Genomic DNA, 14,565 nt, shown 5'->3' on the forward strand with positions numbered 1-14,565 from the left:
TCTGGCGGCTTGTCTTAGGGCAAGCCGCAAGGCATTGAGGAGAAGCTCATGGCCGGCGCAAAAGAGATACGTAGTAAGATCGCAAGCGTCCAGAACACGCAGAAGATCACCAAAGCAATGGAAATGGTCGCCGCGTCCAAAATGCGTAAAACGCAGGAACGCATGGCAGCCAGCCGTCCTTACGCAGATACCATGCGTAAAGTGATTGGTCACCTTGCTCTGGGTAATCTTGAATACAAACACCCTTACCTGGATGAACGCGAAGTCAAACGCGTGGGCTACCTGGTGGTGTCCACTGACCGTGGTCTGTGTGGTGGCTTGAACATTAACTTGTTCAAAAAGCTGCTGGCTGACATGAAAGAGTGGTCCGATAAAGGCGTTCAAAGCGAAATCGCAATGATCGGCTCTAAGGGCGTTTCTTTCTTCAACTCTGTAGGCGGCAATATTGTTGCTCAGGTGACTGGTATGGGTGATTACCCTTCCCTGTCCGAGTTGATTGGCCCGGTGAAAGTGATGTTGCAGGCTTACGATGAAGGCCGTCTGGACAAGCTGTATGTTGTCAGCAACAAATTTATTAACACAATGTCTCAGGTTCCTACCCTCACCCAACTGCTGCCGTTACCGCCAGCAGATGACGGCGAGTTGAAGAAGAAATCCTGGGATTATCTGTATGAACCTGATCCTAAAGCGCTGCTGGACACCTTGTTGCGCCGTTATGTGGAATCTCAGGTTTATCAGGGCGTCGTAGAAAACCTGGCCAGCGAGCAGGCCGCACGTATGGTGGCGATGAAAGCCGCTACCGACAATGGCGGCAGCCTGATTAAAGAGCTGCAGTTGGTATACAACAAAGCTCGTCAGGCCAGCATTACTCAGGAACTCACCGAAATCGTCGGTGGCGCTTCCGCGGTATAACCAGGTTTACGTATTTAGAGGATTCGAGATGGCTACTGGAAAGATTATCCAGGTAATCGGCGCCGTGGTGGACGTCGAGTTCCCTCAGGATGCCGTACCAAAAGTGTACGACGCTCTTGAGGTTACAAATGGTAATGACCGTCTGGTGCTGGAAGTTCAGCAACAGTTAGGTGGTGGCGTAGTTCGTACTATTGCCATGGGTACTTCTGATGGTTTACGTCGTGGTCTGGAAGTTTCTAACCTCGATCACCCAATTGAAGTGCCGGTAGGTAAAGCAACTCTGGGCCGTATCATGAACGTCCTGGGCGAGCCTATCGACATGAAAGGCGATATCGGCGAAGAAGAGCGTTGGGCTATTCACCGTCCAGCTCCAAGCTACGAAGAATTGTCTAGCTCCCAAGACCTGCTGGAAACCGGCATCAAAGTAATGGACCTGATTTGCCCGTTCGCTAAGGGCGGTAAAGTAGGTTTGTTCGGTGGTGCGGGTGTTGGTAAAACTGTAAACATGATGGAGCTGATCCGTAACATCGCGATCGAGCACTCCGGTTACTCTGTGTTTGCAGGCGTGGGTGAGCGTACTCGTGAGGGTAACGACTTCTACCACGAAATGACCGACTCCAACGTTCTGGACAAAGTATCACTGGTTTATGGCCAGATGAACGAGCCACCAGGTAACCGTCTGCGCGTAGCGTTGACCGGTCTGACCATGGCTGAGAAGTTCCGTGACGAAGGTCGTGACGTTCTGCTGTTTGTTGATAACATTTACCGTTATACCCTGGCCGGTACAGAAGTATCTGCACTGCTGGGTCGTATGCCATCTGCGGTAGGTTACCAGCCAACTCTGGCAGAAGAGATGGGTGTTTTGCAGGAGCGTATTACCTCCACCAAAACGGGCTCAATCACTTCTGTTCAAGCGGTATACGTACCAGCGGATGACTTGACTGACCCATCTCCAGCAACCACCTTTGCGCACTTGGATGCAACAGTGGTACTGAGCCGTAATATCGCGTCTCTGGGTATCTACCCTGCGGTAGATCCACTGGATTCCACCAGCCGTCAGTTAGATCCACTGGTTGTTGGTCAGGAACACTACGACACCGCGCGTGGCGTGCAGTCTATTCTGCAACGTTACCAGGAACTGAAAGATATCATCGCCATTCTTGGTATGGATGAACTTTCTGAAGAAGATAAATTGGTTGTAGCTCGTGCGCGTAAGATCCAGCGTTTCCTGTCTCAACCATTCTTCGTAGCAGAAGTCTTTACCGGTTCTCCGGGCAAGTTCGTATCGCTGAAAGATACTATCCGTGGCTTTAAAGGCATCATGGACGGCGAATATGACCATCTGCCAGAGCAGGCGTTCTACATGGTTGGTACTATCGACGAAGCCGTTGAGAAAGCTAAAAAACTTTAACGCCTTAATCGGAGGGTGACATGGCAATGACTTATCACCTGGACGTCGTCAGTGCGGAGAGCCAAATGTTCTCCGGTCTGGTCGAGAAGATCCAGGTAACGGGTAGCGAAGGTGAGCTGGGTATTTATCCTGGCCACGCCCCGCTGCTCACCGCCATTAAGCCTGGTATGATCCGCATCGTTAAACAGCACGGACAAGAAGAATATATCTACTTGTCTGGTGGTGTGATGGAAGTGCAGCCTGGCACGGTAACCGTGCTGGCCGATACCGCAATTCGTGGCCAGGATCTCGACGAAGCTCGAGCCCTGGAAGCGAAGCGTAAAGCGGAAGAGCGCATCCACAGCTCCCACGGTGATGTGGACTACGCTCAGGCTTCTGCTGAACTGGCTAAAGCGATCGCGAAACTTCGTGTTATCGAGTTGACCAGAAAAGCGATGTAACTACCTGCTTGAAAAGACAAATGCCAGCCAGGTTTACCTGACTGGCATTTTTTTCGCCTGAACTCTTTTACTGTTTTGCCAGAAACTCACCAGTTTTAATCGAGCCATCTGCGATACGTTGCAAAGGTACTGGCAAGGTTAAAGACTGATAATCCTTCACACTCAGTTGTTTCCCTTCGTTATTCTTTGTTTTGCCATCCCTAATGAAATAGTTGCTGCTATCAGCGAGCCCGGAAATACCGTCATCATATTTTCCTTCAGAACTGCGTAGTGAAATGTTATCAGTGAACTTGCCCTGAGTTTCAGCACTGCCATAGGGTCTTGGGCGGGAGCAACTTTATCGCAAAGGCTAATTTTTAAAACGCGAACTACCAAACATGTGGGGTAGCTTTGTTTACCGATGAAAAGAAGTGTTAATCCACAGAGATCTATGGCTTTTATCATTTCAGATGTACTTTTTCCGTACTTATCCACCTACAATTGAGCGCATGGGCAATCAAAAAGCACAGTCGAAGCCTGTTTTTTAGGCATCGCGTTTTTTGTTGCAAAATATGTAGAATTTTCAACGTGAAATCGTTTTACTTCTCTCACAAATTTAAGTCAGGACGCGTATGTCAAACAGTGCGATGAGCGTGGTTATCCTAGCCGCAGGCAAAGGGACCCGCATGTATTCAGACCTCCCGAAGGTATTGCATACCCTTGCCGGGAAACCGATGGTTCAGCATGTTATTGATGCGGCTAATAAATTAGGCGCACAGCACGTGCATCTGGTTTATGGCCACGGTGGTGATTTGCTGAAAAACACACTCAGCGATAGTTCCCTTAACTGGGTATTACAGGCTGAACAGCTAGGCACCGGACATGCGATGCAGCAAGCGGCACCTTTCTTTGCTGACGACGAAGACATTCTGATGCTTTATGGCGACGTGCCGCTAATTTCCGTTGAGTCTCTGCAACGTCTACGTGATGCGAAACCGCAGGGCGGCATTGGTTTACTAACGGTAAAACTTGACGATCCAACCGGTTATGGCCGTATTGCTCGCGAAAATGGCAAAGTTGTCGGAATTGTTGAGCATAAAGATGCAACTGAAGAGCAGCGTAAAATAGACGAAATCAACACCGGTATTCTGGTGGCAAATGGCGCGGATCTGAAACGTTGGCTGGCTAAACTCAATAACAACAACTCTCAGGGTGAATTCTATATCACCGATATTATCGCGCTGGCGCATCATGAAGGGCGTGAAATCAGCGCCGTTCATCCAGATCGTTTAAGTGAAGTTGAAGGCGTGAATAACCGTCTGCAACTGTCTCGTTTGGAGCGCGTCTATCAATGCGAGCAGGCCGATAAGCTTTTGCTAGCGGGTGTTATGCTGCGCGATCCGGCTCGTTTCGACCTGCGTGGCGTACTGACTCACGGGCGTGATGTTGAAATTGATACTAATGTCATTATTGAAGGCTCAGTGACGTTAGGTCACCGCGTCAAAATCGGAACCGGCTGCGTAATCAAGAATAGTGTGATTGGTGATGACTGTGAAATCAGTCCGTACACCGTTGTAGAAGATGCAACGCTCGCCGTAGCCTGCACCATCGGTCCATTCGCCCGTTTGCGCCCCGGTGCTGAGCTGGCAGATGGCGCACACGTTGGCAATTTCGTAGAAATGAAAAAAGCGCGCCTCGGTAAAGGCTCTAAAGCGGGCCATTTGAGCTATCTCGGTGACGCCGAAATTGGCGATAACGTGAATATCGGTGCTGGTACCATTACCTGTAATTACGATGGTGCGAACAAATTCAAAACTATCATTGGCGATGATGTTTTTGTGGGTTCTGACAGCCAATTAGTTGCTCCGGTCACCATTGCTCGTGGTGCAACAATCGGCGCAGGCACTACAGTCACTCGTAACGTTGCAGAAGATGAATTAGTTATAAGCCGTGTGAAGCAAACCCATATTCAGGATTGGCAGCGCCCGGTTAAGAAGAAGTAAGTATTTTTTCTCCCTCTCTTTCGGGAGAGGGTTGGGATGAAGGTTGTTCTCGAAAATGACCCGTCCCGCAGCAGTACCAAAACTATAACCCCACTCTCTACAAGGCTCGGGGCCCCGGATAACCGGGAACATACAGGTCAGCGACAACACATGGCATAAAGCCATTATCAGGAATCTAATCTTATGTGTGGAATTGTTGGCGCGGTCGCGCAACGTGATATCGCTGAAATCCTTCTCGAAGGATTACGCCGTCTGGAATACCGTGGTTATGACTCTGCGGGGCTGGCTGTTGTTGACGAAAAAGGTCATATGACTCGTCTGCGCCGTCTGGGTAAAGTGAATAAATTAGCAGAAGCTGCCGCAGAAACTGCGCTGCATGGCGGCACCGGTATTGCTCACACTCGTTGGGCGACGCACGGTGAACCATCAGAAGTTAACGCTCACCCGCACGTTTCCGACCATATTGTGGTCGTACACAACGGTATTATCGAAAACTACGAACCGCTGCGCGAAGTGCTACAAGGTCGTGGTTACACATTCGTTTCGCAAACAGATACTGAAGTTATTGCTCATCTGGTTCATTGGGAACTGGAGCAAGGTGGTTCTCTGCGTGAAGCGGTATTGCGTACTATTCCTCAGCTGCGCGGTGCGTACGGCACCGTTATTATGGACACCCGCAATCCTGACGTCCTGCTGGCCGCCCGTTCAGGCAGCCCAATGGTTATCGGTTTGGGTATGGGTGAAAACTTTATCGCATCCGACCAACTGGCATTGTTGCCGGTAACGCGTCGCTTCATCTTCCTTGAAGAAGGTGACATCGCAGAAGTGACTCGTCGTTCCGTTACTGTGTTTGATACCAAAGGTGAGCAGGTTAAGCGCCCTGACATCGAATCTAATTTGCAGTATGACGCAGGCGACAAAGGTATTTATCGCCACTACATGCAAAAAGAGATCTACGAACAGCCGAACGCGATTAAAAATACTCTGACCGGGCGTATTAACCACGGTGAAGTGGATCTTTCTGAGCTTGGCTCGAAAGCCAACGAAATGCTTTCTCAGGTTGAGCACATCCAGATTGTCGCGTGTGGGACTTCCTATAACTCCGGGATGGTTTCACGTTACTGGTTCGAATCACTGGCTGGCGTACCGTGTGACGTAGAAATTGCCTCTGAATTCCGTTACCGCAAATCAGCAGTTCGCCGTAACAGCCTGATGATCACCCTTTCACAATCTGGTGAAACGGCTGATACCCTCGCGGCGCTGCGTTTATCTAAAGAGCTGGGTTATTTAGGCTCGCTGGCGATTTGTAACGTTCCAGGTTCCTCTCTGGTGCGTGAATCAGACCTGGCGCTGATGACCAATGCGGGTACTGAAATTGGCGTGGCCTCTACCAAAGCGTTTACCACTCAGCTTACCGTGCTGCTGATGCTGGTGGCGAAACTGAGCCGCCTGAAAGGGGTAGATGCTTCTGTTGAGCAAGACATTGTTCATGGTTTACAGGCGCTGCCAAGCCGTATCGAGCAGATGCTGTCCCAGGACAAACGTATTGAAGCGCTGGCTGAGGATTTCTCCGACAAGCATCACGCATTGTTCTTAGGTCGTGGCGATCAGTACCCAATCGCAATGGAAGGTGCGCTGAAGCTTAAAGAGATCTCTTACATACACGCTGAAGCCTATGCCGCAGGTGAGTTGAAACATGGCCCGTTGGCGCTGATTGATGCAGATATGCCGGTTATCGTTGTGGCACCAAACAACGAACTGCTGGAAAAACTGAAATCGAACATCGAAGAAGTGCGTGCTCGTGGCGGTCATCTTTATGTCTTCGCTGATCAGGACGCTGGTTTTACCAGCAGCGAAAACATGCACATTATTGAGATGCCGCATGTAGAAGAAGTTATCGCACCTATCTTCTACACCGTACCGTTGCAGTTGCTGTCTTATCACGTTGCGCTGATTAAAGGCACCGACGTTGATCAGCCGCGCAACCTGGCGAAATCAGTAACGGTAGAGTAAAGCGAATTAGCTGAGACGATTCACTTAACAGAATCGTCGCTAATTAATAAATCCGGTGATGCTAATAAAAAGGCACACCGGATTTTTTTATGCTTGAGTCACACGTTATCTATTTACGCATTCACTAAATAGTACTCTGCCCGTAAATTATCTGGATGAACTCGTGCTATTCGGAAGATAGTTAACACTATGCCTCAGGATTATCGAATACCGGTATTTAAGGCGATGGACTACATCAGCCAAAACCTTTGCTTTAACCCAACATTAGAAGAGATAGCCTGTGCTGTCGCCGTTTCCAGTTTTCATTTTCATCGTATTTTTAAGGCTCAGATAGGGGAAACTATCGCTGGATTCACCCGCCGTTTGCGAATGGAAAGAGCGGCAATGTGGTTAGTTGAATTTCCTCGAAGTGATATTACTGACCTTGCTTTACGTGTGGGGTTTTCAAGTTCGCAAAACTTTGCTAAAGCGTTCCGTCAGCATTTTTCTGTTTCGCCAGGGGAATTTCGACGCCAGCATGTGATAGCGCTAAAAAGCAAGACAGGAAACGTCACAACTGAAAAAAGCACCTATTCTCAAACGAATGAAGATATACCCACTGGCTGGACAGATGGCCGTTTTATCTCTGCCAGTATCGTTCCGGTGCCTGAACGTCGGGTCGCTTATATGCGAAGGTTCGGAGCTTATGGGAAAGAAACGTGCTGGCTGGCGCATCAGGATTTGTTTACCTCATTTCCCGACAGGATACCTCCTCAACCGGCTGGGATGGTTTGCGTATATTGGGATGCGCCCCTGGTGACGCCTGATTCGCGATGCCGTACGGATGTCTGTGTTGAACTCCACCGCGGGGAGAAACCAGGCAGAGGCGTTGCGATACAGACGATGACTGGTGGAGCCTACGCCGTGTGTAAATTTGCTGTCTGTGGTGAATACCTGGATGCCGCATGGGACAATGCTTTTGCCTGGATAAAAGCGCGGGGATTAACGAGAAGTGATTTCCCATGCTATGAAAAATATTATAACGAAACAGATGTTGCCCTGGATTATTATGTTTTTGATATTTTTATCCCTTTAAAAAACACACCTGCAATTTAATTATTTATAACAATAACGGTTGTATTTTATCGCAACGCAATGGAGTTAATAATGAAACGCTCGGTACTTTATCTGGTGTGTGCTCTCGCTATTTCTTCTTTTTCTGTACATTCCCAGCAAAATAATAAAACACTTATATATGGTGGGGATATATATAGTTCAGATCCCAATAACCCTCATCCTGAAGCGATAGGTATTGAAGGAAAGAATATTATTGCTGTGGGTAAGTATCAGGATGTACTTAAGCAGTTAGGGCAAAATGCGGAGATCGTCGATTTAAAAGGAAAATACCTGATGCCCGGGCTAATCGATAGCCACGCACATGTAGCCTATGCAGGTTTCCAGACGGTTACCCTGGAGTTTCCTGATGGTATGAAAGATGCTGATACCATTCGGGCGTTTGTCGATAAAAATAAGAATAACCCACAACGCGATCTCCACGGTGTTCAGTTCTACAGTAATGTTCCTTTAAATTATTGGGACAATATTGCGCTGTTGGACAGCGTATTTAATTCGCCAGAATATAAAAATATTCCCGTTGCTCTGGCTGGGGCTGATGCTCATACCGGCTGGGCCAATCAGGCAATGCTACTTAAAGCCGGTATTACTCCCCAAAACCTTGAGAAAACAGATAGCGGTATTAAAGCAGGGACTGTATTAGCTCCGGACGGCAAAATAACCGGTTTCCTGACGGAAGGGGCGTGGGACCACGTTCTGGGTGCGATTCCCCCTGTGGATGACGATAAAATTGCCAGCGCCATTATCGCGGGCGCGGATGTGATGAACAGCTTTGGTCTGACGGCGTGGATGGAACCGCTGAGCAATCTTCGTCCGTTGTCACCGATGTTTGGTGTCAGTCCTGGGCGTAACGATGTGGGGGTACTTCCTGCTTACACTTCATTGGCAAAAAATGGGAAATTAACCGGGCACGTCACCGGACTGGCGTTGGTCAACATCAACGCATCCCCTGCTACCATTGATGATGTAGCCGCACTTAGAACACAATTCTCGCAAGAGCCAGACATCAAACTGATGGGGATTAAAATCTTCCAGGACGGTGTCATCGAATATCCCTCTCAAACGGCGAAGCTGAGCCAGCCTTATCTTAATCGTCCTGGGTATAGTGGTAGTGATTCGCTCGACAAAGCGAAGTTTTGCCAGCTGATTACTAAGGCTGATGCCGAAAACATGATTGTACATTTTCACGCAATCGGCGATCGCGCCGTGCAGGAATCGCTGGATGCTATTGCCTGCACCCGCAAAGCGAATGGCAATAGCGCGATATTGCACAGTATTACCCACCTTGAAGTGGTGAGCCCGGAAAGCTATCCGCGTTTCCAGGAATTGAACGTTGCTGCATCGATGCAGTTGTTGTGGGCCGGCAAAGATAGCGATGGCGCGACCACTACGATGCTGGAAGGAAAAGTGCCAGCACCGTTATTAACACATCTTTACCCAGCAGGTGATTTGTATCGCCATCATGCTCTGATTGCGGGTGCCAGCGACTGGCCTGTTTCCAGCCCTAACCCACTGCTGGCAATTTACACGGCGGTCACACGCAAAGGAGAGCTAGGTGAGCTTCCTCCAGATAGTGAGAAGATCAGCCGGTCTGCGATGTTACAGGCGTATACGATAAATGCGGCCAAAGTGATTGGTCGTGATAAAGAGATTGGCTCTATCACAGTCGGGAAGAGTGCGGATTTTGTGCTCTTTGATCGTAACCTTGAGAAGGTCAGTATTGAGAGCCTCAGGGATGCGAAGGTTCTGTGGACAATGTTTGAAGGCCAGCAGGTGTACCGTAGTAACTAGATTGGGTTGGATGTCAGATATGCAACAAGGGCTGCCTGAGAGCGGCCCTTTGTCTTTACTGCTCACCAGCGGGTTGGCAGCCATAGAAAAATGGTTCTCCGCTTTTATGACAAACTGTCATCTTCAGCTACGCTGTTAAGTATCAAAAGCAGAAAATATTCACGCAATATCATTACCGACAATATCTATAACACTTTGAATGATAAGTGATTTATTCTGTATCGTGTTTTGCAGTGAAGGTTGTCATAAAACTGTCATATTTCGTACATTTAACTGTCACTAAACTGTCCTATTTTCTATCCTGCATTCACTAAACAACGATTTACGTTCACCTCTGCAGGAGACATTATGAAAGTTATGCGTACCACTGTCGCAACTGTTGTCGCCGCGACCTTATCCCTGAGTGCTTTCGGCGCATATGCCGCTGCAAGCCTGACTGGCGCTGGTGCAACCTTCCCAGCGCCAGTGTATGCCAAATGGGCAGATACCTACAATAAATCAACTGGTAACAAAGTGAATTACCAGGGTATTGGCTCCTCCGGTGGCGTTAAACAAATTATTGCTAACACCGTTGATTTCGGCGCATCCGATGCTCCGTTGTCTGATGAAAAGCTGCATCAAGAAGGGCTGTTCCAGTTCCCGACAGTCATCGGCGGTGTGGTGTTGGCTGTAAACTTGCCAGGCGTAAAATCCGGTGAGCTAGTGCTTGACGGTAAAACGCTGGGTGATATCTACCTGGGTAAAATCAAGAAATGGGATGACGAAGCTATCGCTAAACTCAACCCAGGTATGAAACTGCCACAACAGAACATCGCGGTTGTGCGTCGTGCTGATGGTTCCGGTACTTCCTTCGTCTTCACCAGCTACCTGGCGAAAGTGAACGAAGAGTGGAAATCTAAAATCGGTTCGGGCTCTACTGTAAATTGGCCAACTGGTCTGGGCGGTAAAGGCAACGACGGTATCGCCGCATTCGTTCAGCGTCTGCCAGGTTCAATCGGTTATGTTGAATATGCTTATGCTAAGCAGAACAACCTGGCTTATACCAAACTGATTTCAGCTGATGGCAAGCCAGTTAGCCCGACAGAAGAAAACTTTGCCAATGCGGCGAAGGGCGCCGACTGGAGCAAGTCTTTTGCTCAGGATCTGACTAACCAGAAAGGTGATGGTGCGTGGCCAATCACGTCAACAACCTTCATCCTGGTTCATAAAGAGCAGAAAAATCCAGAGCAAGGTGCTGAAGTGCTGAAGTTCTTCGACTGGGCTTACAAAGATGGCGCAAAACAGGCTAGTGAACTGGATTATGCTGCCCTTCCAGACACCGTTGTTGAGCAAGTTCGTGCAGCCTGGAAAACCAACGTGAAAGATAGCTCCGGTAAGGCGCTGTACTAATTATATAAAAGCTTGAGTGATAAAACCCAGCGTATAGAGTAACTTACGCTGGGTAAATCCTAAACGACAAAGAGTAATTTATGGCAGTGAGTAAGCCGGTGTTCAAAGCCCCTGGCAAACAAGGTGATGTCATTTTCAGCGCGCTAGTAAAACTGGCTGCGCTGATTGTGCTATTTCTGCTGGGTGGAATTATCATCTCCCTGATCATCTCTTCCTGGCCGAGCATCCAAAAGTTTGGTTTCTCGTTCTTGTGGACCAAAGAATGGGATGCTCCAAACGACATTTACGGTGCGCTGGTTCCGATTTACGGTACGTTGGTGACCTCTTTCATTGCGCTGTTAATCGCCGTTCCCGTGAGTTTTGGTATCGCGCTGTTCCTTACTGAGCTGGCACCCAATTGGTTGCGCCGCCCACTGGGTATTGCCATCGAACTGTTGGCTGCTATTCCAAGTATTGTTTACGGCATGTGGGGCTTGTTCATCTTTGCTCCGCTGTTTGCAAAGTACTTTCAGGAACCGGTCGGCAACGTGCTTTCTTCAGTACCGATTGTTGGCGAGCTGTTCTCAGGCCCTGCATTCGGTATCGGTATTCTCGCAGCTGGCGTGATACTGGCAATCATGATCATCCCTTACATTGCGGCAGTAATGCGCGATGTATTCGAACAAACCCCTGTGATGATGAAAGAGTCGGCCTACGGTATCGGCTGCACCACATGGGAGGTTATCTGGCGTATCGTTTTACCGTTTACCCGAAATGGTGTGATTGGTGGTGTGATGTTAGGTCTGGGTCGTGCTCTGGGTGAAACCATGGCGGTGACCTTTATCATCGGTAACACCTATCAGCTCGACAGCGCCTCTCTGTATATGCCGGGCAACAGTATAACCTCGGCCCTGGCGAACGAATTTGCTGAAGCGGAATCTGGCCTGCACACCGCAGCCTTGATGGAACTTGGCCTGATTTTGTTTGTTATTACCTTTATCGTGCTGGCTATCTCTAAGTTCATGGTTATGCGTCTGGCGAAGAATGAAGGAGCGCGATCATGACGACAATGGAAATGCAAAGCCGCGCTGAGTTAGCTGAATCTCGCCGCAAAATGCAGGCTAAGCGCCGGTTCAAAAACCGCATTGCTCTGACACTTTCAATGGGAACGATGGCGTTTGGCCTGTTCTGGTTGGTGTGGATCTTGTTCTCAACGGTGACTCGCGGTATCGACGGCATGTCGATTGCACTGTTTACCGAAATGACGCCACCGCCAAATACTGCGGGTGGTGGTTTAGCTAACGCCCTTGCGGGCAGTGGCCTGTTAATCCTGTGGGCGACTGTATTCGGTACGCCGCTGGGCATCATGGCGGGTATTTACCTGGCTGAGTACGGTCGCAAATCTGTTTTGGCGGAAATCATTCGTTTTATTAACGACATCCTGCTTTCTGCTCCGTCAATCGTGGTGGGGTTGTTCGTCTACACCATCGTGGTTGCGAAAATGCAGCATTTCTCTGGCTGGGCCGGGGTTATCGCGCTGGCGTTGTTGCAGGTGCCAATCGTCATTCGTACTACGGAAAACATGCTGAAACTGGTGCCAGATAGCCTGCGTGAAGCGGCTTACGCGCTGGGCACGCCAAAGTGGAAAATGATTTCTGCGATTACGCTCAAGGCGTCTGTTTCCGGGATTATTACTGGGGTATTGCTGGCGATTGCACGTATCGCGGGTGAAACGGCCCCTCTGCTGTTCACGTCGCTCTCCAACCAGTTCTGGAGCACGGACATGATGCAGCCAATTGCTAACTTGCCGGTCACTATATTCAAATTTGCTATGAGCCCGTTTGCCGAATGGCAACAGTTAGCCTGGGCTGGCGTTCTGATTATTACGCTTTGTGTGCTGCTGCTGAACATTATGGCGCGCGTGATTTTTGCAAAGAGTAAACACGGTTAAATTTTGCGACGCGGCAACGGCGGCGTCGGATGGAGATTAAGAAACAGATGAGTATGGTCGATACCGCCTCAGGCAAAATTCAGGTTCGCGATTTGAACTTCTTTTACGGCAAATTCCATGCCCTGAAAGACATCAATCTGGATATCGCTAAAAACCAGGTTACCGCGTTCATTGGCCCGTCAGGTTGTGGTAAATCCACCTTGTTGCGTACATTCAACAAAATGTACTCGCTCTACCCTGAGCAGCGTGCCGAAGGTGAAATCTTGCTGGATGGGGAAAACATCCTCACCCAGAACCAGGACATCGCCCTGCTACGTGCCAAAGTAGGTATGGTGTTCCAGAAGCCGACGCCATTCCCAATGTCGATTTATGACAATATCGCTTTTGGTGTGCGTTTGTTCGAAAAGCTCTCACGCAGCGATATGGATGAGCGTGTGCAATGGGCTTTGACCAAGGCCGCATTGTGGAATGAAACCAAGGATAAATTACACCAGAGCGGATACAGTCTCTCTGGTGGCCAGCAACAGCGTCTGTGCATTGCGCGTGGTATTGCGATTCGCCCGGAAGTGTTGTTGCTTGATGAGCCATGTTCAGCGCTGGATCCTATCTCTACCGGTCGTATCGAAGAGTTGATCACCGAGCTGAAAGAGGATTACACCGTAGTCATCGTGACTCACAACATGCAGCAAGCGGCTCGTTGTTCAGATCACACAGCGTTTATGTACCTGGGTGAACTGATTGAATATAGCGAAACCGACACGCTGTTTACTACACCTGCGAAGAAGCAGACTGAAGATTACATTACTGGCCGCTACGGTTGATCCGGGAGAATACAATGGATAGCCTCAATCTCAACAAACACATTTCCGGCCAGTTTAATGCCGAGCTCGAATACATTCGTACCCAGGTAATGACCATGGGCGGGCTGGTGGAACAACAGCTCTCTGATGCGATCACCGCGATGCACAACCAGGATGGCGAGCTTGCCAAACAAGTCATCGAAGGTGACCAGAAGGTCAATATGATGGAAGTGGCGATTGATGAAGCCTGTGTGCGCATCATCGCTAAGCGTCAGCCAACCGCCAGCGACCTGCGCCTGGTAATGGCGATTATCAAAACGATTTCTGAGCTGGAACGTATTGGTGACGTAGCAGATAAAATCTGCCGTACGGCGTTGGAGAAATTCTCCCAACAGCATCAACCACTGTTGGTTAGCCTTGAATCATTGGGTCGCCACACCGTGCAAATGCTGCATGACGTGCTGGATGCGTTCGCGCGTATGGATCTCGACGAAGCTATTCGTATCTATCGTGAAGATAAGAAAGTTGACCAGGAATATGAAGGCATCGTGCGCCAGTTGATGACCTATATGATGGAAGACACGCGCACCATTCCAAGTGTGTTGACCGCGTTGTTCTGTGCGCGTTCTATCGAGCGTATCGGTGACCGTTGCCAGAATATCTGCGAGTTTATTTTCTACTTCGTCAAAGGGCAGGACTTCCGTCATGTCGGCGGCGATGAGCTGGATAAACTGCTTGCCGGGAAAGACCCGAAAGAGTGATACACGATTTGAATAAACAAAAA

The 14,565-nt window shown here is 49.1% G+C and carries 12 protein-coding genes; all 12 read left to right on the forward strand.

The features are described from left to right. Positions 1–48: 48 nt before the first annotated feature. The 12 genes from atpG (at position 49) to phoU (ending at position 14,542) form a co-directional block, all read left to right on the forward strand. On the forward strand, positions 49–912 hold the full coding sequence (atpG, locus tag FH968_RS06710; protein WP_139878373.1) for a F0F1 ATP synthase subunit gamma: 864 nt from the start codon (positions 49–51) through the stop codon (positions 910–912). Between the two features lie 28 nt (positions 913–940). Then, positions 941–2,323, forward strand: coding sequence for a F0F1 ATP synthase subunit beta (atpD, locus tag FH968_RS06715; protein ID WP_139878374.1), 1,383 nt, complete (start codon positions 941–943; stop codon positions 2,321–2,323). A gap of 20 nt (positions 2,324–2,343) precedes the next feature. Next, complete coding sequence (locus FH968_RS06720) at positions 2,344–2,763, forward strand: F0F1 ATP synthase subunit epsilon (RefSeq protein WP_034460692.1); 420 nt, start codon at positions 2,344–2,346, stop codon at positions 2,761–2,763. A gap of 611 nt (positions 2,764–3,374) precedes the next feature. Beyond that, positions 3,375–4,745 (forward strand): bifunctional UDP-N-acetylglucosamine diphosphorylase/glucosamine-1-phosphate N-acetyltransferase GlmU, encoded by a 1,371-nt coding sequence (gene glmU, locus FH968_RS06725; protein ID WP_139878375.1) that lies wholly within the window; start codon positions 3,375–3,377, stop codon positions 4,743–4,745. 183 nt (positions 4,746–4,928) lie between these two features. Further along, the gene (glmS, locus tag FH968_RS06730) at positions 4,929–6,758 is read left to right on the forward strand and encodes a glutamine--fructose-6-phosphate transaminase (isomerizing) (RefSeq protein ID WP_139878376.1); all 1,830 of its coding nucleotides are present in this window, start codon (positions 4,929–4,931) and stop codon (positions 6,756–6,758) included. 225 nt (positions 6,759–6,983) lie between these two features. Further along, the gene (locus tag FH968_RS06735; protein ID WP_223271294.1) at positions 6,984–7,853 is read left to right on the forward strand and encodes a GyrI-like domain-containing protein; all 870 of its coding nucleotides are present in this window, start codon (positions 6,984–6,986) and stop codon (positions 7,851–7,853) included. 51 nt (positions 7,854–7,904) lie between these two features. Further along, the gene (locus FH968_RS06740; RefSeq protein WP_139878378.1) at positions 7,905–9,662 is read left to right on the forward strand and encodes an amidohydrolase; all 1,758 of its coding nucleotides are present in this window, start codon (positions 7,905–7,907) and stop codon (positions 9,660–9,662) included. A 348-nt stretch (positions 9,663–10,010) separates the two neighbouring features. Next, a complete protein-coding gene (gene pstS / locus FH968_RS06745) occupies positions 10,011–11,051 on the forward strand; it encodes a phosphate ABC transporter substrate-binding protein PstS (RefSeq protein ID WP_139878379.1) in 1,041 nt (346 codons plus the stop codon). 80 nt (positions 11,052–11,131) lie between these two features. Further along, positions 11,132–12,094 (forward strand): phosphate ABC transporter permease PstC, encoded by a 963-nt coding sequence (gene pstC / locus FH968_RS06750; RefSeq protein ID WP_139878380.1) that lies wholly within the window; start codon positions 11,132–11,134, stop codon positions 12,092–12,094. Beyond that, entirely contained in the window at positions 12,091–12,981 is an 891-nt protein-coding gene (pstA, locus tag FH968_RS06755; RefSeq protein WP_139878381.1) for a phosphate ABC transporter permease PstA, read from the forward strand. The genes pstC and pstA overlap by 4 nt, the downstream gene beginning before the upstream one ends. A 47-nt stretch (positions 12,982–13,028) precedes the next feature. Then, positions 13,029–13,802 carry a phosphate ABC transporter ATP-binding protein PstB gene (gene pstB, locus FH968_RS06760; RefSeq protein WP_223271296.1) on the forward strand — a complete coding sequence of 258 codons (774 nt, stop codon included), beginning with the start codon at positions 13,029–13,031 and terminating at the stop codon, positions 13,800–13,802. A 14-nt stretch (positions 13,803–13,816) separates the two neighbouring features. Continuing rightward, complete coding sequence (gene phoU, locus FH968_RS06765) at positions 13,817–14,542, forward strand: phosphate signaling complex protein PhoU (protein ID WP_139878383.1); 726 nt, start codon at positions 13,817–13,819, stop codon at positions 14,540–14,542. Positions 14,543–14,565 lie beyond the last annotated feature (23 nt).

Source organism: Buttiauxella sp. B2, from assembly GCF_006376615.1.
In the GTDB taxonomy this organism is placed as follows: domain Bacteria; phylum Pseudomonadota; class Gammaproteobacteria; order Enterobacterales; family Enterobacteriaceae; genus Buttiauxella.